General features: G+C 71.5%; 15 protein-coding genes. 14 read left to right on the top strand and 1 reads right to left on the bottom strand.

Translation table 11 applies throughout. From position 1 onward, the window contains the following. Positions 1 to 716: 716 nt before the first annotated feature. Positions 717 to 2,876, bottom strand: coding sequence for a hypothetical protein (locus LWF15_RS28260; RefSeq protein WP_232813997.1), 2,160 nt, complete (start codon positions 2,874 to 2,876; stop codon positions 717 to 719). Here LWF15_RS28260 and LWF15_RS28255 point away from each other — a divergent pair. The 14 genes from LWF15_RS28255 to LWF15_RS28190 all read left to right on the top strand — a co-directional run bounded on the left by LWF15_RS28255 (position 2,853) and on the right by LWF15_RS28190 (position 18,190). After that, complete coding sequence (locus LWF15_RS28255; protein ID WP_232813992.1) at positions 2,853 to 3,899, top strand: tetratricopeptide repeat protein; 1,047 nt, start codon at positions 2,853 to 2,855, stop codon at positions 3,897 to 3,899. The two genes, LWF15_RS28260 and LWF15_RS28255, sit on opposite strands and share 24 nt — an antisense overlap. An 84-nt stretch (positions 3,900 to 3,983) precedes the next feature. Continuing rightward, positions 3,984 to 4,436 carry a hypothetical protein gene (locus tag LWF15_RS28250; protein ID WP_232813991.1) on the top strand — a complete coding sequence of 151 codons (453 nt, stop codon included), beginning with the start codon at positions 3,984 to 3,986 and terminating at the stop codon, positions 4,434 to 4,436. Next, positions 4,433 to 5,482, top strand: a complete 1,050-nt coding sequence (locus tag LWF15_RS28245; protein ID WP_232813990.1) for an HAD-IIA family hydrolase — start codon at positions 4,433 to 4,435, stop codon at positions 5,480 to 5,482. The genes LWF15_RS28250 and LWF15_RS28245 overlap by 4 nt, the downstream gene beginning before the upstream one ends. 54 nt (positions 5,483 to 5,536) lie before the next feature. After that, on the top strand, positions 5,537 to 5,806 hold the full coding sequence (locus LWF15_RS28240; RefSeq protein WP_232813989.1) for a hypothetical protein: 270 nt from the start codon (positions 5,537 to 5,539) through the stop codon (positions 5,804 to 5,806). Positions 5,807 to 5,812: 6 nt separating this feature from the next. Then, complete coding sequence (locus tag LWF15_RS28235) at positions 5,813 to 6,613, top strand: TlyA family RNA methyltransferase (RefSeq protein ID WP_232813988.1); 801 nt, start codon at positions 5,813 to 5,815, stop codon at positions 6,611 to 6,613. Positions 6,614 to 6,659: 46 nt separating this feature from the next. Then, positions 6,660 to 7,736, top strand: a complete 1,077-nt coding sequence (locus tag LWF15_RS28230) for an NAD kinase (RefSeq protein ID WP_232813987.1) — start codon at positions 6,660 to 6,662, stop codon at positions 7,734 to 7,736. Positions 7,737 to 7,758: 22 nt separating this feature from the next. Next, positions 7,759 to 9,549: a DNA repair protein RecN gene (recN, locus tag LWF15_RS28225; RefSeq protein ID WP_269810968.1), complete on the top strand. Its 1,791-nt coding sequence runs from the start codon at positions 7,759 to 7,761 to the stop codon at positions 9,547 to 9,549. A 116-nt stretch (positions 9,550 to 9,665) separates the two neighbouring features. Continuing rightward, entirely contained in the window at positions 9,666 to 10,901 is a 1,236-nt protein-coding gene (gene steA, locus LWF15_RS28220; RefSeq protein ID WP_269810967.1) for a putative cytokinetic ring protein SteA, read from the top strand. Continuing rightward, the gene (locus tag LWF15_RS28215) at positions 10,898 to 11,908 is read left to right on the top strand and encodes a copper transporter (RefSeq protein WP_232813984.1); all 1,011 of its coding nucleotides are present in this window, start codon (positions 10,898 to 10,900) and stop codon (positions 11,906 to 11,908) included. Before steA ends, LWF15_RS28215 begins: the two co-directional genes overlap by 4 nt. Beyond that, positions 11,905 to 12,774 (top strand): hypothetical protein, encoded by an 870-nt coding sequence (locus LWF15_RS28210; RefSeq protein ID WP_232813983.1) that lies wholly within the window; start codon positions 11,905 to 11,907, stop codon positions 12,772 to 12,774. The genes LWF15_RS28215 and LWF15_RS28210 overlap by 4 nt, the downstream gene beginning before the upstream one ends. After that, positions 12,771 to 14,582, top strand: coding sequence for a murein biosynthesis integral membrane protein MurJ (gene murJ / locus LWF15_RS28205; protein ID WP_232813982.1), 1,812 nt, complete (start codon positions 12,771 to 12,773; stop codon positions 14,580 to 14,582). Before LWF15_RS28210 ends, murJ begins: the two co-directional genes overlap by 4 nt. A gap of 2 nt (positions 14,583 to 14,584) precedes the next feature. Beyond that, on the top strand, positions 14,585 to 15,673 hold the full coding sequence (locus LWF15_RS28200; protein ID WP_232813981.1) for a glycosyltransferase family 4 protein: 1,089 nt from the start codon (positions 14,585 to 14,587) through the stop codon (positions 15,671 to 15,673). Positions 15,674 to 15,776: 103 nt separating this feature from the next. Then, complete coding sequence (locus LWF15_RS28195; protein ID WP_285628001.1) at positions 15,777 to 17,561, top strand: CTP synthase; 1,785 nt, start codon at positions 15,777 to 15,779, stop codon at positions 17,559 to 17,561. After that, positions 17,558 to 18,190, top strand: coding sequence for an NUDIX domain-containing protein (locus LWF15_RS28190; protein ID WP_232813980.1), 633 nt, complete (start codon positions 17,558 to 17,560; stop codon positions 18,188 to 18,190). The genes LWF15_RS28195 and LWF15_RS28190 overlap by 4 nt, the downstream gene beginning before the upstream one ends. The last annotated feature ends 161 nt before the right edge of the window (positions 18,191 to 18,351 follow it).

The raw sequence follows: 18,351 nt of genomic DNA, 5'->3' as shown, positions 1-18,351 counted from the left end.
CTTCATAGATAGTGGTGGCGGCCGCTCCGGTTTCATGGCCGTGTTCACCCGTCGAATCCTCACCCGCGCTCCGCGCAGGGGCTAACGAGGGTTCCGGGGTAACGGACACGGCCCGAGGAGCAGGCCGCCACCACTGTTTTTTCATGCCGCCATTCGGGCCCTCCGGGGTGCGGGCGGCGAGAGCAGTGCCAGGCTCGTGTTGTACTGGTACGTCTTCTGAACAGTGGTGGCCGCCGGTACCCGGTGGAGCTGGGTGTCCTCGATGTGGCGCGCCCGCCTGGCCGAGCAGCTTCCGCGTGCGACGACGACGTATCGATCACGAGCACCACGAACGAAGCACCATCAGCAATCACGAAGGATTGGGAGTCATGGCCGGCGAGCCCGACAGGCAGCGTCCTCGAACGAACGACTACGCCAAGGGCGGTCCCAGCAGAGGATCGGCCGGCCCCCGTGGTGGTCGGGACGGGCAGTCGCGTGCGGGCGACCGTGACCGCGCCCCGTCCCGTGGTGGCAACAATGCCCGTTCCGGTGGCCGGGTCGCCGGCATGCGCAACTCCCGTTCTTCCGGTGAGACCCGCGAAGGTGGCTGGTCACGCGACGGTGAACGCTCCCGTCCGTCCGGCGACCGTGACTTCCGTTCCGGCCAGGGCCGCGACGGCGACCGTGGTGGTTCCGGCGGCTACCGCTCCGGCGGTCCCGGCGGCGACCGCGGTGGCTCACGTCCTGGTGGTTCCGGCGGTGGCTTCCGTTCTGGCGGTCCCGGCGGTGACCGTGGTGGTTCCGGCGGTGGCTTCCGCTCGGGTGGCCCCGGTGGTGACCGTGGCGGTTTCCGTTCCGGTGGCCCGGGCGGCGACCGTGGTGGTTCCGGCGGTGGCTACCGTTCCGGTGGCCCCGGTGGTGACCGTGGCGGTTTCCGCTCTGGTGGCCCGGGCGGTGACCGTGGTGGTTCCGGCGGTGGCTTCCGTTCTGGCGGTCCCGGTGGTGACCGTGGTGGGTTCCGTTCCGGTGGCCCGGGCGGTGACCGTGGTGGTTCCGGCGGTGGCTTCCGCTCTGGTGGTCCCGGTGGTGACCGTGGTGGGTTCCGTTCCGGTGGCCCGGGCGGTGACCGTGGTGGTTCCGGGGGCGGTTTCCGCTCCGGCGGTCCCAGCAGTGACCGTGAAGGGTTCCGTTCCGGAGGCGACCGCGGTGACCGCGGCGGTTCCGGCGGTGGCTACCGTTCCGGTGGTCCCGGTGGTCCCGGTGGTGACCGTGGCGGTTTCCGCTCTGGTGGCCCGGGCGGTGACCGTGGGAATTCCGGCGGTGGTTTCCGTTCTGGCGGTCCCGGTGGTGACCGTGGCGGATTCCGCTCTGGTGGCGCGGGCGGCGATCGTGGCAATTCCGGCGGTGGCTACCGTTCCGGTGGCCCGGGCGGTGACCGTGAGAATTCCGGCGGTGGCTACCGTTCCGGTGGTCCCGGTGGTGACCGTGGCTGGTTCCGCTCCGGTGGCCCGAGCAGCGATCGTGGTGGCTCCGGGGGCGGTTTCCGCTCCGGCGGTCCCAGTAGTGACCGTGGCGGTTTCCGTTCTGGTGGCCCCGGTGGTGGCCGTGGTGGTTTCCGTTCCGGTGGCCCGGGCGGTGACCGTGGTGGTTCCGGCGGTGGCTTCCGCTCTGGTGGTCAGGGTGGTGACCGGGACGGGTTCCGTTCCAGTGACCGCGGCGGCGACCGCGGCGGCGACCGGGGTGGATTCCGTTCCGGCGGTCCCAGCAGCGAGCGTGGCGGATTCCGCTCGGGCGGTCCTGGCGGCGACCGTGGTGGCTCTGGTGGCGACCGTGGCGGGTTCCGTTCCGGTGGTCCCGGTGCTGATCGTGGTGGCGACCGTGGTGGTTTCCGTTCTGGTGGCCCGGGCGGCGACCGCGGGGGTTCCGGCGGCGGTTTCCGTTCCGGCGGTCCCAGCAGCGAGCGTGGCGGTTTCCGTTCCGGCGGTCCCGGTGGTGGCCGTGGCGGTTCCAACGGTGGCGACCGTGGTGGCTTCCGCTCGGGTGGCCAGGGCGGTGACCGTGGTGGTTCCGGTGGCGGTTTCCGTTCCGGCGGTGCGGGTGGCGACCGGGGCGGATTCCGTTCGGGTGGCCCCGGCGGTGACCGTGGTGGTTCTGGTGGCGACCGGGGTGGTTTCCGTTCCGGTGGTCAGGGCGGTGACCGCGGCGGTTTCCGTTCCAGCGGTCCCGGTGGTGACCGTGGTGGTTCCGGAGGCGGCTTCCGCTCCGGCGGTCAGGGTGGTGACCGTGGCGGTTTCCGTTCCGGTGGCGACCGTGACGGCCGTTCCGGTGGGTTGGGCGGCGACCGCAACGACCGCAATGACCGGGGTGGCTTCCGCGGAGAGCGTGATGGCCGCAGCAGCAGCAACTTCCGGTCCGGTGGGCCGGGTGGTGACCGTGGTGGATTCCGCGGCGACCGCAACGACGACCGTGGTGGCTCTCGCTCCGGCGGTGACCGGGGTGGTCGTTCCGGGGGCTTCGCCAACCGCGAAGGCTTCCGCGGCGACCGCAACGACCGCGGCAGCTTTGCCGGCCAGAAGCGTGGTTGGGGCGAGGACAAGCCTCAGGAGGCGCGGTCCGGCGACAGCAGCACGCCTCGCGACGACGCGGCGCCCGAGCGCAGCGAGCGTAATGACCGTCCCGAGCGCAGCGACCGCGGTCCGCGCCGGGAGCAGTCTCAGGGCTGGGGCGGCCGGGAGCAGCGGGACCGCTCCGAGCGTCGTCCCGCCGCGACCACGCGTACCCAGCGCTCCGACGACGGCCGCGCGCTGCGTCCGATGCAGGTGCGCAAGGCTGCCGGCCGCGACCCGGAGATCCCCGAGGGGATCAACGCGGGGATGCTCGACAAGGCTGTCCGCCATGAACTGTCCGGCCTGACCCGCGAGGTCGCCGTGCAGACAGGGGCGCACCTGGCCGCCGTCAACTACTTCATCGAGTCCGACCCCGAGCGGGCCTGGCAGCACGCCGAGGCCGCCCGTAAGCGCGGGGGACGCCTGGGTGTGGTGCGTGAGACCGCCGGCCTGGCTGCCTACCGCACCGGCCGCTACGCCGATGCCCTCGCCGAGCTGCGCACCGCGCGCCGGATCACCGGGTCGAACGAGCACCTGGCGATCATGGCCGACTGTGAGCGCGGTCTGGGCCGGCCGGAGCGCGCGCTGGAGCTGGCGCGCAGCGAAGAGGCCAAGACCCTCGACGCCGACAACCGGATCGAGCTGAAGATCGTGGAGTCCGGGGCGCGGGCCGACCTCGGTGAGTTCGACGCGGCCGTGGTCGTGCTGCAGATCCCTGAGCTGGAGAGCAACCGTCGCTCGCCCAGCCTGGCCCGGCTGCGCTTCGCGTACTCCGAGGCGCTCAAGGCGGCCAAGCGGCAGCAGGAGGCCGAGTCCTGGCGCAGCCGGGCGATCGCCGAGGACCCGGACGGCTCCGCCGGCGTGAACGACCTGGACGACGACGAGCTCGAGGTCTACGACCTGGAGTGGGACGACGACGACGAGGACGGCGAGCAGGACGACCAGGACGGCCAGGGCGGGGACGACGCCCCCCGGTCCGCCGACCGGCAGAAGCCGGCCCAGGACGCCCACGCCCAGGACGGCGAGATCGACGAGGACGACGAGGACGACGACCTCGAGGACAGCACCGACGACCTCGACGACCAGGCCGACGACCTCGACGATGACGAGGACGACGACCTCGACGACGAGGACGATGAGGACCTCGAGGACACCGAAGAGGCCGACTCGGACACGGTGAGTGCTGGGAGCACCGCTCCGAGCCAGGGTTCCGGTGACGCCAAGGCAGAAAATGCCACAGGAACACCTTTCGAAGTGCGCTTCGAACACGGTGGGCGCGAGGATGCCGACAGGAGCGCCGACCGGCAGGACTGATCCGTTCCGTCCCTGCCGGGGCCGGGTGGCACTTCGCCACCCGGCCGCACGGATGCCGGCGCCGGCCAGGGATGGAGAACGGCCATGGTCAGCTCCACGGACGCAGGGCACGACGGATCCGCAGGCAACGAGTACGACGGCACCACCTACGAGGGCGGTGGTGAACCGGCCGACAGCCTGGAGCTGGTCACGACCGCCGCGCCGGAGGCCGAGCCCGAGCCTCTGGCGCAGTCAGCACCTGAGCAGCGCACTCTGGTCCTCGACGAACCCGGCCCCGTCGGGAACGAGACCTCACCGATCGACGACCCCACCACGTCCCCAGTTCCTCATGACGACGTCTACGTGGGTGACGGCGACGAGATCGACCTGATCGACGGGGTGGACCCCGAGCCGGTCTACGAGCCTGCCCTGATCGACCTGGACGACGAGTCGTTCGTGGTCGAGGCGCCCGAGACCGACGCCGGCACCGACGTCGTCGATTCCGTCGAGGTGCCGGACACCCTGATGCCGGTGGACGACTACGGTGACGTCCTGTGAGTTCTTCCTCCACGCTGATCGGGCTGGACCGCGCGCCGTCCGCCGAGTTCGACACCGTCCTGCTCGACCTCGACGGGGTCGTCTACATCGGGCCCGAGGCGGTGCCCGGTGCTCCCGAGGCGCTCGACCGGGTGCGGGCGGCCGGGGCCCGCACCGCCTTCGTCACCAACAACGCCTCCCGCCCGCCGCGGGTGGTCGCCGCTCACCTGCGGGAACTCGGCGTGCACGCCGAGGACGACGACGTGGTGAACTCGGCCCAGGCTGCTTCCGCGCTGTTCGCCAAGCGCCTGCCCGCGGGGTCGCCCGTGCTCGTCGTCGGCGGCGCCGGCCTGTATGAGGCGCTGGACGAGGCCGGGCTGAAGCCGGTCGGGTCGATGGACGAGTCCCCGGTGGCCGTGGTCCAGGGCTTCACCCCCGACATCGACTGGAAGCTGCTGGTCGAGGGCACCCGCGCGGTGCGGGCGGGTCTGCCCTGGATCGCCACCAACATGGACGCCACCGTGCCCACGCCCTACGGGCCGGCCCCCGGCAACGGCACCATGGTCCAGGCCGTCATCACCGCCACCCAGGTCCAGCCCGAGGTGGCCGGCAAGCCCCAGCCCACGCTCTTCCTCGAGGCAGCGGCCCGTTACGGCAGCCAGAGGACGATTGTGGTGGGCGATCGTCTCGACACCGACCTGGAGGGGGCGCGGGCGGCCGACATGGTCGGTCTTGTCGTTCTCACCGGTGTCCACCGGGTGAGTGATCTGATCGCCGCTGGTGCCCACACTCGTCCTCACTTGATCGCCCGTGACCTGAACGGGTTGATGGACGCGCACAATGGGCCGCAGATCGACGGTGCCGTGGTCACGGTCGGTACTTCGCGGGCCCGGGTGGAAGACGGGGCGGTCACCGTGCTCGAAGCAGGTGAAGACGCCCTCGACCTGGCGCGCGCCGGAGTGGTTGCGGCGTGGGAGCACGCGGATGCCTCAGGGGAGACCCCGGACGGTCAGGAGCTCTTGAAGGCGCTGTACGCCAAGGAGGGCGACGGTCCCTGGGGCCGGTAGCGTGACGCCCAGCATGACTATTCATCGCACCACCAACTTGCCGGAGGGCACACCGTGACGAGCGCGTACCCGCCCGTCGACGCTGGTCTGCCCGAAACGGTCACCCCTGAGGGGCCGGAGAGCAGCATCACGCCGGAAGAGCCCGCGGCCGTACCCGAGCCGCCCGCCGCCGCGCCGAAGCCGCCCGTGACCGGCGACCAGGCCGTCGACGAAGCGATGGAGCTGGTCTCGGACGCTTCCGGTGCCGATCTGGACTTCCAGCTCGAGGCCTACGAGTCCGCGCACCAGACGTTGCAGGACCGCCTCGCGGACGTGGAGAGCTAGTCGGCGATGGCACGTCTACGAAGGCTTGACGCCGAACTGGTGCGCCGGCAGTTGGCCCGTTCCCGTGATGCAGCGCAGAAACTCGTGCTGGAGCGCCGGGTGCTGGTCTCCGGCACGATCGCCACCAAGCCCGCCACGCAGGTCGATCCGGCGGTGGCGATCGTCGTCAAACAAGACGACTCCGACCCGGGCTACGCCAGCCGTGGCGGCCACAAGCTGGCCGGCGCGCTGGACCATTTCGCCGAACTGAGCGTCGAGAACCGGCGCTGTCTGGACGCCGGGGCCAGCACCGGCGGTTTCACCGACGTGCTGTTGCGTCGGGGGGCCGAACACGTGGTCGCCGTGGACGTCGGCTACGGCCAGCTGGTCTGGGCTCTGCAGCAGGATCCGAGGGTCACGGTGCTCGACCGCACCAACATCCGCGAGCTGACCCCCGAGCAGGTCGCACCGGCGCCGTCGCTGGTGGTGGGAGACCTGTCCTTCATCTCCCTGCGGCTGGTCCTGCCCGCCCTGATCGCCTGCACCGCCCCCGACGCCGATCTGCTGCTCATGGTGAAGCCGCAGTTCGAGGTGGGGCGTGAACGGCTGGGGTCGGGCGGGGTCGTGCGTGATCCCGAGATCCGGGCCGACGCCGTGCGAACGGTCGCCCAGACCGCTCTGGAGCTGGGGCGGGGCGTCCGGGGTGTGGTGGCCAGCCCGCTGCCCGGACCCAGCGGGAATGTCGAGTACTTCCTGTGGTTGCACGCGGAGGCGCCGCCGCTGGACCCGGCCGCTCTGGACACCGCCATCGCGCAGGGACCGAGCTGAACCACGTACCTGCCGAGGTTCGGCACAGACTGACTGAGGGAGCTTCATGAGCACACCCGATCGCCGGGTGCTCGTCCTGGCCCACACCGGCCGGGAAGCCGCTGTGGCCGCGGCTGAGGAACTCGTCCACCTGCTGGTCGCGGCGGGGATCAAGCCGATCGTCATGCCCAGCGACTCCGAGGGCCTGACCGACAAGACGATGGAGCTGCTGCACCCGGCCGGCTCGGCCGACCCGCTGGAGGCGATCGAGCTGGTGATCGTGCTCGGCGGCGACGGCACCATCCTGCGCAGCGCCGAGCTGGTGCGCGGGCACACCGCGCCGCTGCTCGGGGTGAACCTGGGGCACGTCGGGTTCCTGGCCGAGTCCGAGCGCGACGACCTGGCCTACACGGTGCAGCGGGTGGCGGCCCGGGACTACGAGGTCGAGGAACGGATGACGCTGGACGTCGCCGTCGACCTGGACGGCGTGCGGATCGCCGACATGTGGGCGCTGAACGAGGCGTCGGTCGAGAAGGCCAACCGGGAGCGGATGATCGAGGTGGTGATCGAGGTCGACGGCCGCCCGGTCACCGAGTTCGGCTGTGACGGGGTGGTGATGGCCACCCCGACCGGCTCCACCGCCTATGCGTTCTCGGCCGGGGGACCGATCGTCTGGCCCGAGGTGGAGGCGCTGTTGCTCGCCCCGCTGAGCGCCCACGCGTTGTTCGCCCGGCCGATGGTGGTGGCGCCGACCTCGGTGCCGGCCGTCGAGCTGGTTCAGGACACGCCCGGCCGGGCGATGCTCTGGTGTGACGGCCGCCGCAGCATGGAACTGCCGCCGGGGGCCCGGGTCGAGGTCCGTCGCTCGGCGGTCCCGGTGCGGTTGGCCCGGCTCGCGCGCCCGCCCTTCACCGACCGGCTGGTGGCCAAGTTCGGGCTGCCGGTGCACGGCTGGCGGGGCCGGGCGACGCGCGGTTCGCACGGGCCGGTGGGCGGCTGGGGTGCCGTGGCCCACTCCGATTCGTCGGGGGCTCAGGCAAAAGGTCCGGAATATCCTTCGAACACCGTTTCGAACGGCGGATCCGGGAAGAACCCGGGCACATCCGGGCCACCGACCTCGCCGACCGTCGAAGAACTGCCCTAGAGTCGTCGACGTGCTTCAGGAGATGCACCTGCGCGGTCTCGGTGTGATCGACGACGCGGTGCTGGAATTCGGACCCGGCCTGACCGTCGTCACGGGTGAGACGGGCGCCGGTAAGACCATGGTCGTCACCGGACTGGGCCTGCTCATGGGCGGGCGGGCCGACCCCGGATCGGTGCGTGAGGGCTACCAGAGCGCACTGGTCGAGGGGCGGCTCACGCTCGACCCCAAGGGCCCGGCGGCCACCCGCGCGGTGGAGGCCGGGGCGGAGCTGGACGACGGCGACACGCTGGTCGTCTCGCGCACCGTCGCGGCCGAGGGCGGGCGCTCGAAGGCCCACCTGGGCGGTCGCGGGGTGCCCGTCGGGGTGCTCGGTGAGCTGGCCGGTGACCTGGTCGCGGTGCACGGGCAGAGCGACCAGATCCGGCTGCAGTCCACGGCCAAGCAGCGTGAGTCGCTCGACCGGTTCGGCGGCACCACGGTGGCCAAGGCCCTGGCGGCCTACCGCAAGACCTACGGCGAGCTGCGCAGGACCGAGAAGAAGCACCAGGAGATCACCCAGCAGTTCGCCGAGCGGGCCGCCGAGGCCGAGCGCCTGCGGGCCGGGCTGGAGGAGATCGAGAAGGTCGCCCCCCAGCCGGGGGAGGACCACGAGCTCAAGGCCGAGTCCCAGCGGCTGTCGCACGCCGAGGGCCTGCAGCAGGCCGCGGCCACGGCCAACCAGGCGATGTCCGGCGGCGCCGAGGCCGGTGGCTACGACGTGGCCGGGCTGATCAACACCGTGCGCCGGGCCCTCGAGGGTGGCGCCGCGCACGACCCGGCGCTGGGCGAGCTGGCCCGCCGGGCCACCGAGATCGGCTACCTGGTCGACGACCTGTCCACCGAGTGCGCGTCCTACGCCGCCGGTGTCGAGGCCGACCCGGTGCGGCTGGCCGCGGTGGAGGACCGCCGGGCCACGCTGAGCCATCTGGTGCGCGGCTACGGCGAGGACGTGGACGCCACGCTGGCCTGGGCGCAGCAGGCGTCGGTCCGGCTGCTGGAGCTGGACAACGACGAGCAGGCGGTGGACGAGCTCGCGGCCCAGGTCGCCCAGCTGCGGCAGAAGCTGGCGCAGCAGGCGGTCACGCTGACCAAGGCCCGGCGGGCCGCGGCGGCCCGCCTGGGCAAGGCGGTCACCGCCGAGCTGCAGGAGCTGTCGATGGCCGGTTCACGGCTGTTCGTCGAGGTCTCGCACCGGCCCGACGAGGACGGTCTGGTGCTGGCGGCCGACAGCACGATCGACCTGACCGACCCGGCCGGGGACACGGCGACGATGCTCGGCGAGGGGCCGCCGGTTGCGTTCGGCCCGGACGGCGCCGACGAGATCGAGATGCTCCTGGCACCGCACCCGGGCGCCTCCCCGCGGCCCCTGGGCAAGGGCGCCTCCGGCGGTGAGCTGTCGCGCGTCATGCTCGGCCTCGAGGTCGTGCTCGGCGCGGTCGACCCGGTGCCCACGTTCGTCTTCGACGAGGTCGACTCCGGCGTCGGGGGCAAGGCCGCGCTCGGCATCGGCCGCCGGCTGGCCCGGCTGGCCCGCAACAGCCAGGTGCTCGTGGTCACCCACCTGCCGCAGGTCGCCGCGTTCGCCGATCAGCACCTGCTGGTGCGCAAGGCGCACTCCGGCGAGGTCACCAGCAGCGGGGTGCACACCCTCGACACCGACGGCCGGATCCGTGAGCTTGCTCGCATGCTGGGCGGCCTGGAGGACTCGGGGTCGGCCCAGGCGCACGCCGAGGAACTGCTGGAGATGGCCGAGGCCGATCGCCTGCTGGTGTAGGACCGGACGGCGCTGAATCGGGTTCGGGAACGGGTGATCGGTTCCGAATCGTTGTCATCCGGAACCTTCCCCGGCCGAGGCACCGTTCCGGACATGGCACGATCGTTCTCGTGAAGCTGCCGTCCCTGCCCCGAGGCCGCCGTCCGGAACCGGCGGAGGGTCCAGGGGTGCACGGGGTCGCGAAGGTCGACAAGCGCACGAAGGACCTCACCAAGCGGCTCCGGCCCGGTGACATCGCGGTGATCAACCACACCGACATCGACCGGGTCGCCGCCGACGCGCTGGTCGCGGCCAAGCCCGGCGCGGTGGTGAACGCGGCCGCCAGCATCTCCGGCCGTTACCCCAACCTGGGCCCGCAGATCCTGCTCGCGGCCGGGGTCCCGCTGATCGACGGGGTGGGCGAGTCGGTGCTCACCACGATCACCGAGGGCACCCGGGTCCGGATCGACGGCAACGAGATCTGGGCCGGCGACAAGGTGGTGGCCCGGGGTACGAAGCAGGACGCGGCCACGGTGTCGGCGGCGATGGACGACGCCCGGGCCGGGCTGAACGTCCAGCTGGAGTCGTTCGCGGCCAACACCATGGAGTACCTGAAGAAGGAGCGCGACCTGCTCCTGGACGGGGTCGGCGTCCCGGACGTGAAGACCTCGTTCGAGAACCGTCAGGCGCTGATCGTGGTGCGGGGCTACCACTACAAGGAAGACCTGGCCACGCTGCGCCCGTACATCCGCGAGTACCGTCCGGTGCTGGTCGGGGTGGACGGCGGGGCCGACGCCGTCCTGGAGGCCGGCTACACCCCCGACATGATCGTCGGGGACATGGACTCGGTCTCCGACAAGTCGCTCACCTGCGGCGCCGAGATCGTGGTGCACGCCTACCGGGACGGCAACGCGCCCGGTCTGCAGCGGGTGCGCGACCTCGGGGTCGACCCGGTGGTGTTCCCGGCCACCGGCACCAGCGAGGACGTGGCCATGCTGCTGGCCGACGACAAGGGCGCGTCCCTGATCGTCGCCGTGGGCACCCACGTCACCCTGGTCGAGTTCCTCGACAAGGGCCGGGCCGGCATGGCCAGCACGTTCCTGACCCGGCTGCGGGTGGGCAGCAAGCTGGTCGACGCCAAGGGCGTCTCCCGGCTGTACCGCCAGCGCATCAGCAACTGGCAGCTGGCCGTCCTGGCGATCGCCGGGCTGGTCGCGCTGGGCGTGGCCCTGGCCTCCACCGAGGGCGGGCAGACCTTCTACTCCCTGATCGGGGCGCGGTGGGACGACCTCACCGCCTGGGTGCGCGGCTGGTTCACCGACCCGATCCCCGAGGCACTGACGCAGAACTGGCGGGGAACTCTCAGCACATGATCGACTTCCGGTACCACCTCGTATCGCTCATCTCGGTGTTCCTGGCCCTGGCCGTGGGCATCGTGCTGGGCGCCGGCCCGCTGCAGGACTCGATCGGCTCCACCCTGACCGAGCAGGTCAGCGTGCTCCGGGCCGACCGCGACGAGCTGCGCGAGCAGGTCGACACGGCCTCGGCCGCGGTCACCCACCGCGACGAGTTCGCCGAGGCCACCACGCCCGCCCTGGTGGGTGGGGCGCTCACCGGCCGCGCGGTCGCCGTGATCGCGCTGCCCGGGGTCGAGGACGACGTGGTCGAGCCGCTCACCGAGGCGATCGGCACGGCCGGGGGCAGTGTCACCGGCCGGATCCGGCTGACCGAGAACTGGACGGCCGCCGACAAGGAGGCCGACCGCACTGCGGCCCTGTCCACGCTGGCCGGCGAGCTGCCCAGCGGCTACGTGCCGACCGAGGGCACCACCGCCGAGCGGCTGGCCCAGGTGCTGGCCACCTCCACGGTCTCCGCGGCCGGCAGCACGCTCTCCGGCACTGGCTCGGCCGATGCCGCCACGGCACTGAACGGCCTGTCCACGGCCGAGCTGATCGAGGTGGAGGGCGACCTCGACGGCCTGGCCTCGGGCGCGGTGCTGGTGGTCCCGGCCAACCCGGAGGCCACCGGCCAGCCGGCCGCGACGGCGGCGGACACCGACGAGGTGGCCCCGGCCTACGTGGCGCTGGCCGGACGGCTCGACGCCACCGGCGGCGGCGCGGTGGCCACCGGACCCGCCTCGGCCGCCACCGGCGGTGTGATCACCGCGATCCGCGACGACGAGGCAGTGAGCGCCGACGTCTCCACGGTCGACACCGGTACCACCGCGATGGGTGTGGTCACCGCCGTGCTGGCCCTGGAGGAACAGCTCTCCGGGGCGACCGGCGCCTACGGTTTCGGCGAGGGCGTGGACGGGATCCTGCCACCGCTCGCCACCCGCACCGAGGCCACCGACGCCGCAGGCAAGGGAGACAACCCGTGATCCGTCGTCTGATCGGTACCGCCTCGCTGGCCGCCTGCGCCGCCTTCGCGGCCCGCGACGCCTGGAAGCTGCTCAGGAAGTTCCCGCCCGGCGGCGCCGAGCTGTGGGAACGGCAGAACCACCGGGGCGAGACCCTGACCCTGCTCGAGGGCCCGGCCTACACGGTCGGCACCGCTGCGGCCGTGCTGATCGCGCCGGGCGTGCCGGCCCGCACCAAGGCCGCGGCAGTCGTGGCCACGCTGGGCGGCGGCGTGTTCGGCGCCATCGACGACCTGCGCGAGACCGGCAAGAGCAAGGGCCTGCGTGGTCACCTGGGCGAACTGGCGCGGGGCAACGTCACCACCGGCGGCCTGAAGGTGCTCGGCATCGGCGCCACCGGCCTGGCCGCAGCCCTGCTGGTGCCCGCCCGTCGCGACCTGGCCGACGCCGGGGCCTTCACCCGTGGCCTCAGCCGCACCACCGACACGCTGATCTCGGGCGCCGTGGTGGCCGGCTCGGCCAACCTGATGAACCTGTTCGACCTGCGGCCCGGCCGCGCGATCAAGGTCATGCTGCTCTTCGCCCCCGCGGCTTTGGCCCCGGAGAAGGCAGGCAACCTGGTGGCCGTGGTCTGCGGCGCCGGCGCCGGCCTGCTGCCGTTCGACCTGGCCGAGAAGGCGATGCTCGGAGACACCGGTGCCAACGCGGCCGGCGCCCTGCTGGGCACCGCCGCGGTCAGCGGACTCGACCGCAAGGGCCAGCTCGCCGTGCTGGCGGTCGTCGGCGGGCTCACCCTGGCCAGCGAGAAGGTCAGCTTCACCAAGGTCATCGCCAACACGCCGGTACTGCGCGAGCTGGACCAGCTGGGCCGACGTCCCGCCCAGTGAGCACCTCGGAATCCTCTGAGCCGGACGAAGAGCGGCGGGCGGATCGCCACGACCTCGTCGACCGTGCCCAGCACACCGGTCAGGGTCTGGAGGGCGGCCACGGCGGGCCCGCTGAGGCCGGTGGGTCGCCCGACCATGTCCAGGCTGCTGCGCTCGCGGGCCAGCCTGAGCCCGCCACTGCGGCCGCTCCGGTCGTCCGGGGGCTGCTGGCCTCGGCTGCTCTGATCGCGGCGGTCACGGCAGTGGCACGGGTGGTGGGGTTCGGCCGCTGGCTGGTCTTCTCCACCCAGGTCGGCGCCGGCGGAGTGGGCGCGGCCTACTCGGCTGCCAATCTGCTTCCCAACCTGCTGTTCGAGGTGGTCGCCGGTGGGGCTCTGGCCAGCGCGGTGGTCCCACTCCTGGCCGGGCCGCTGGCCCGTGGCCGTCGTGAAGAGATCAACAAGATCGTCTCTGCGCTGATCGGCTGGGTGCTGATCGTGCTGGTGCCGGTCTCGATCCTGCTCGCCGTGCTTGCCGTTCCGTTGTCCAGGCTCCTGATCGACGGCGACGCCCAGGCCGGTCCGGCCCGGCAACTGGAGCTGGCGGCACAGCAGGATCTGGTGGCTCGCATGATCACCGTGTTCGCGCCGCAGATCGCGCTCTACGGCATCGGGGTCATCCTGACCGGCGCACTGAACGCCCACCGCCGCTTCTTCTGGCCGGCCGCGGCGCCCCTGCTCTCCAGTCTCGTGGTGGTCGGCGCCTATCTGATCTACGGCTCCACCAACGAAGGCGTCGACGCTGCCCGAGGGCTGCCCCGGGCGGCGGAAGCATGGCTGGTCTGGGGAACCACGGCGGGCGTCGCGGTGATGACGCTGCCCCTGCTGTGGCCCACCTACCGGGCGGGAATTCGTATCCGCCCCACGCTCACCTTCCCCCCGGGGATCGCCCGGCGGGGCCTAGCTCTTGCTTCGGCGGGCATCGCAGCCCTCCTGGCGCAACAGGCCGCGTTGCTAACTGCCCTGCTTCTGGCCAGTCGTAGCGGCACCAATGCTTTCCCGGTGTTCCAGTACACCCAGGCCGTCTACTTCCTGCCCTACGCGGTGCTTGCTGTTCCCCTGGCTACGAGTGCCTTCCCCCGGCTGGCCGAAAAAGCCTCACAGGGGGACGAGGCTGGGTTCGCAGCGACTGCAGCCTCCAGTACGCGTGTGGTCGTGCTGGTTTCGCTCTTCGGTACCGCCGTGCTCGCAGGTGCCGCAGTGGCGGTGGGCGAGTTCTTCACCGTTATCGACACCACCTCCGGATCGAAGGCGATGTTGGGGGAGATGGGCAACGCCCTCACTGTCATGGCCCCCGGCCTGGTCGGCTTCGCGCTGATCGCCCACATCGGCCGTGCCCTCTACGCCCGCGAACGGGGTAGGGCGGCGGCGGTGGCTACTTCCCTCGGCTGGGGCACGGTCATCATTGGCTCTGTCGTAGGGGCACAGTTGGCGCCTGTAGTCACAGGATTGGCCTGGGGTAACACCGTCGGCATGGCCGTCGCGGCGTTCTTGCTGGTGCTCGCCCTGCGTCGGGTGGCGGGGGCCGAGTCCGTAGCTGGGCTGGGCCGCCTCCTGGTGCTTTCCGGCATCGCCGCACTGGTCGCTGCGCTGGCCGGTCGGGAAACGTCCTACCTGGTACTGGACGGGCGGCAAGCGTCCGTGATCTTGTCGCTGTTCGCCGGCGTGGTCGCTGCGACTGTGTCGGCGCTGGTCTTCACCGCGCTGCTCGCGGTGCTGGACCGCCGGAACCTGGGCATGCTGATCGGACGGATCACCCGGAAGGCTTAGGTATGAGTGCGGATCGTGTGCTGTTGGTGGCCGGGCCGGCCACCGGGGGAGTGGCCGGGCACGTGGCCGGGCTCGCTGCTGGGCTGGACCAGCTCGGCTGGGACGTAGGCGTTTTCACCAGTCCCATCACCGCCACCCGGTTCTCCGGGACGAAGCTGGACGTGGTCCCGGAATGGCCGGTGGGCCGGCACAACCTGAGCGCATCGCTGAAGACGCTGCGCCGGCTGATCGGTGAGGCCAGCGTCGTGCACGCCCACGGGCACCAGGCCGGTCTGCTCACGGTGCTCGCGGCGGCGTCGGTGAAGCAGCGCCCGCCGGTGATCGTGACCTGGCACAATGCCGTGCTCGGAGGGGGGCCGAAACGTCGGGTCCTCGCCGCGGCGGAGAAGATCCAGGCCACTCGCGCCGACCTGCTCACCGGCGCCTCGTCCGACCTGGTCGCCCGGGCCGCGCAGCTCGGCGCGAAGCGGCCGGAGCTCACGATCGTCTCGGCCGAGCCGCTGGAGACGAGCGTCCAAGCGTCCATTGTTGGTTCTGATCTGCCGCCCCGCCGTGGCCCCCTGGTGCTGACCGTCTCGCGTATTGCCCCCCAGAAGCGTCTGGACGTGTTGGTAGACGCTGCCGCCCTCCTGTCCGCAGACGTCCTCGGGGTGCAGTGGGTTGTCGCCGGAGACGGCGATCTGGAGCTGCTTGACCAGCTCGAGCTACGGCGCAACCGGGTCAACGCCCCAGTGACCTTCCTGGGCCGCCGGGAAGACATACCTGCCCTGCTGGCCGAGGCCGACGTCTTTGCGCTCACCAGCGACTGGGAGGCCCGCCCGCTGGCGGTACAGGAAGCGATGGCCGCCGGGGTTCCGGTGGTCGCCACTGCGGTGGGTGGGGTTCCCGACCTGCTTGAGGACGCGGGTGCGCTCGTCGATCCCGGATCGGCACCAGCGCTTGCTTCCGCCGTCCGCGATCTGCTCACCGACCCCACCCAGGCGGCCGAGCTCGCCGAACGGGCCCGCGCCCGGGTCGCGGCGCTGCCGACCGAGGACGAGGTCACCCAGCGTTGGCACAACCGTTACCAGCAGTTGCTCGGGCGGCCGTAGTGATGAAGATCCCCTCGCCGATAAAGGGACTTCGGTAGCCCATCCGGGCGAACGAGGCGGCTGAGGTCACGACGGCCCGCAGACCCTGATAACGTGAAAGCCCGTGGCTCAGCGGATACCGGAACTCACCAAGCAGATCTTCGTCACGGGTGGCGTCGCCTCCTCCCTCGGTAAGGGACTTTCGGCGTCCAGCCTCGGTCACCTTCTCCGGGCTCGTGGACTGCGCGTCGCGATGCAGAAGCTCGACCCCTATCTCAACGTCGACCCTGGCACGATGAACCCGTTCCAGCACGGCGAGGTCTTCGTGACCGACGACGGCGCCGAGACGGACCTGGACATCGGTCACTACGAACGTTTCCTCGACGTGGAGTTCGGCCAGTCGGCCAACGTCACCACCGGCCAGGTCTACTCCTCGGTCATCGCCAAGGAGCGCCGCGGCGAGTACCTCGGTGACACCGTGCAGGTCATCCCGCACATCACGGACGAGATCAAGTCGCGCATGCGGGCCCAGGCCAGCGTGGCCGACGTGATCATCACCGAGATCGGCGGCACCGTCGGCGACATCGAGTCGCTGCCCTTCCTCGAGGCGGCCCGCCAGGTCCGCCGCGACGTCGGCCGCGAGAACGTGCTCTTCATCCACGTCTCGCTGGTGCCCTACCTGGCTCCCAGCGGCGAGCTGAAGACCAAGCCGACCCAGCACTCGGTGGCCGCCCTGCGCAACATCGGCATCCAGCCGGACGCGCTGATCTGCCGCTCGGACCGGGTGATCCCGGACAGCATGAAGCGCAAGATCGCGCTGACCTGCGACGTGGACGTCGAAGCGGTGGTGAACGCGGTCGACGCCCCGTCGATCTACGACATCCCGAAGGTGCTGCACTCCGAGGGCCTGGACGCCTACGTGGTGCGCCGCCTGGGCCTGTCGTTCCGCGACGTGGAGTGGGACAGCTGGAACGACCTGCTGCGCCGGGTGCACGAGCCGGCCCACCAGGTCGAGCTGGCCCTGGTCGGCAAGTACATCGACCTGCCGGACGCCTACCTCTCGGTCACCGAGGCGCTGCGGGCCGGCGGGTTCGACCAGGACGCGAAGGTCAACATCCGCTGGGTCGCGTCGGACACCTGCCAGACGCCCGAGGGTGCTGCGAAGGCGCTGCGCGGCGTGGACGCGATCTGCGTGCCCGGCGGGTTCGGCGTGCGTGGCATCGAGGGCAAGCTCGGCGCTCTGCGCTACGCCCGCGAGAACCAGATCCCGACCCTGGGGCTGTGTCTCGGCCTGCAGTGCATGGTGATCGAGTACGCGCGCAACGTGGCCGGCCTGGGCGACGCCAGCAGCACCGAGTTCGAGCCGGAGACCCACTTCCCGGTCATCGCCACGATGGACGAGCAGAAGGACATCGTCTCGGGCGAGGGCGACATGGGCGGCACCATGCGGCTGGGCGCCTACCCGGCCGTGCTCGCCGAGGGCAGCATCGTGCGGGAGGTGTACGGCAGCGCCAAGGTCTCCGAGCGTCACCGGCACCGCTACGAGGTCAACAACAACTACCTCAAGCAGCTTGAGGACGCCGGTATCTCCTTCTCGGGGATGTCTCCCGACCGGTCGCTGGTCGAGTTCGTGGAGCTGCCGCGCGAGGTGCACCCCTACTACGTGGGCACCCAGGCGCATCCGGAGTTCAAGTCCCGCCCCGACCGTGCGCACCCGCTGTTCGCCGGCCTGATCGGTGCGGCCGTCGACCGGCAGCGCGCCGAGCGCCTGGTCGAGGTCGAGACCCCGCGTCAGGCCTCCGAGCACGCCGCTCCTGCGGAGAACGCGGCCCCGTCGGGCAAGGGCGCCTCGAAGAAGGCGGCTGCGGGCAGCAAGGCTTCGGACAACGCCGCCTCGGTGACCGCGTGAGCGAGGAGCTGGAAGACTTCCTGGCCCCCCGGCCGGTGATCGCCCACGACCTGATCCACCAGGGCAAGGTCTGGAACATCGTCTCGGAGAAGGTCGACCTCGGTGAGGGCGGCCAGGTCACCCGGGAACTGATGGACCACCCGGGAGCGGTGACGGTGCTGGCCCTGGACGAGTTCGACCGCGTCCTGATGATCCGGCAGTACCGGCACCCGGTGCAGATGGAACTCTGGGAGCTGCCCGCCGGCCTGCTCGACGTGCCGGGCGAGGACCCGGTCGAGGCGGCCAAGCGGGAGCTGCTGGAGGAGGCCGACATCCGGGCCGGGCAGTGGGACCTGCTGGCCGAGTGGTTCAACTCGCCCGGCGGCAGCAACGAGGCCCTGCGCTGCTACCTGGCCCGCGGCATCTCCGAGGTGCCCGAGGCCGAGCGGTACCAGCGCGGCGAGGAGGAGCTGAACATGCCCACCCGCTGGGTCCCCCTCGAAGAGGCCCGTGACGCCGTGCTCGCCGGAAAGATCCACAACCCCGGCGCAGCGATCGGCATCCTGGCCGCAGCGGCCGCCAAGGCGGCGGACTGGTCCACCCTCCGCCCCGCCAACGCCCCCTGGCCCGCCCACCGCCACTACCGCTAGTGAAACCCGCTCGGGCCCCGGCGCGCATCTCGCCGCCGGGCCCGAGTCGGGGTCTATGAGCGGCTCTGAGCCGAGTCGGGGTCTATGAGCGGGCCGAGCCGAGTCGGGGTCTATGAGCGGGCCGAGCCGAGTCGGGATCTATGAGCGGGCCGAGCCGAGCC

Source organism: Kineosporia rhizophila (genome assembly GCF_021277265.1).
GTDB lineage: Bacteria > Actinomycetota > Actinomycetes > Actinomycetales > Kineosporiaceae > Kineosporia > Kineosporia rhizophila.
This window is presented reverse-complemented; position numbering and strand designations above follow the sequence as displayed.

Bases quoted from the DNA above. Each gene is read 5' to 3' on its own strand.
- LWF15_RS28260 (WP_232813997.1), bottom strand. From the start codon at position 2,876: ATGGCGGACAGCCTTGTCGAGCATCCCCGCGTTGATCCCCTCGGGGAT.
- LWF15_RS28250 (WP_232813991.1), top strand. From the start codon at position 3,984: ATGGTCAGCTCCACGGACGCAGGGCACGACGGATCCGCAGGCAACGAG.
- LWF15_RS28200 (WP_232813981.1), top strand. From the start codon at position 14,585: ATGAGTGCGGATCGTGTGCTGTTGGTGGCCGGGCCGGCCACCGGGGGA.
- recN (WP_269810968.1), top strand. From the start codon at position 7,759: ATGCACCTGCGCGGTCTCGGTGTGATCGACGACGCGGTGCTGGAATTC.
- LWF15_RS28255 (WP_232813992.1), top strand. From the start codon at position 2,853: ATGCTCGACAAGGCTGTCCGCCATGAACTGTCCGGCCTGACCCGCGAG.
- LWF15_RS28230 (WP_232813987.1), top strand. From the start codon at position 6,660: ATGAGCACACCCGATCGCCGGGTGCTCGTCCTGGCCCACACCGGCCGG.
- LWF15_RS28215 (WP_232813984.1), top strand. From the start codon at position 10,898: ATGATCGACTTCCGGTACCACCTCGTATCGCTCATCTCGGTGTTCCTG.
- LWF15_RS28235 (WP_232813988.1), top strand. From the start codon at position 5,813: ATGGCACGTCTACGAAGGCTTGACGCCGAACTGGTGCGCCGGCAGTTG.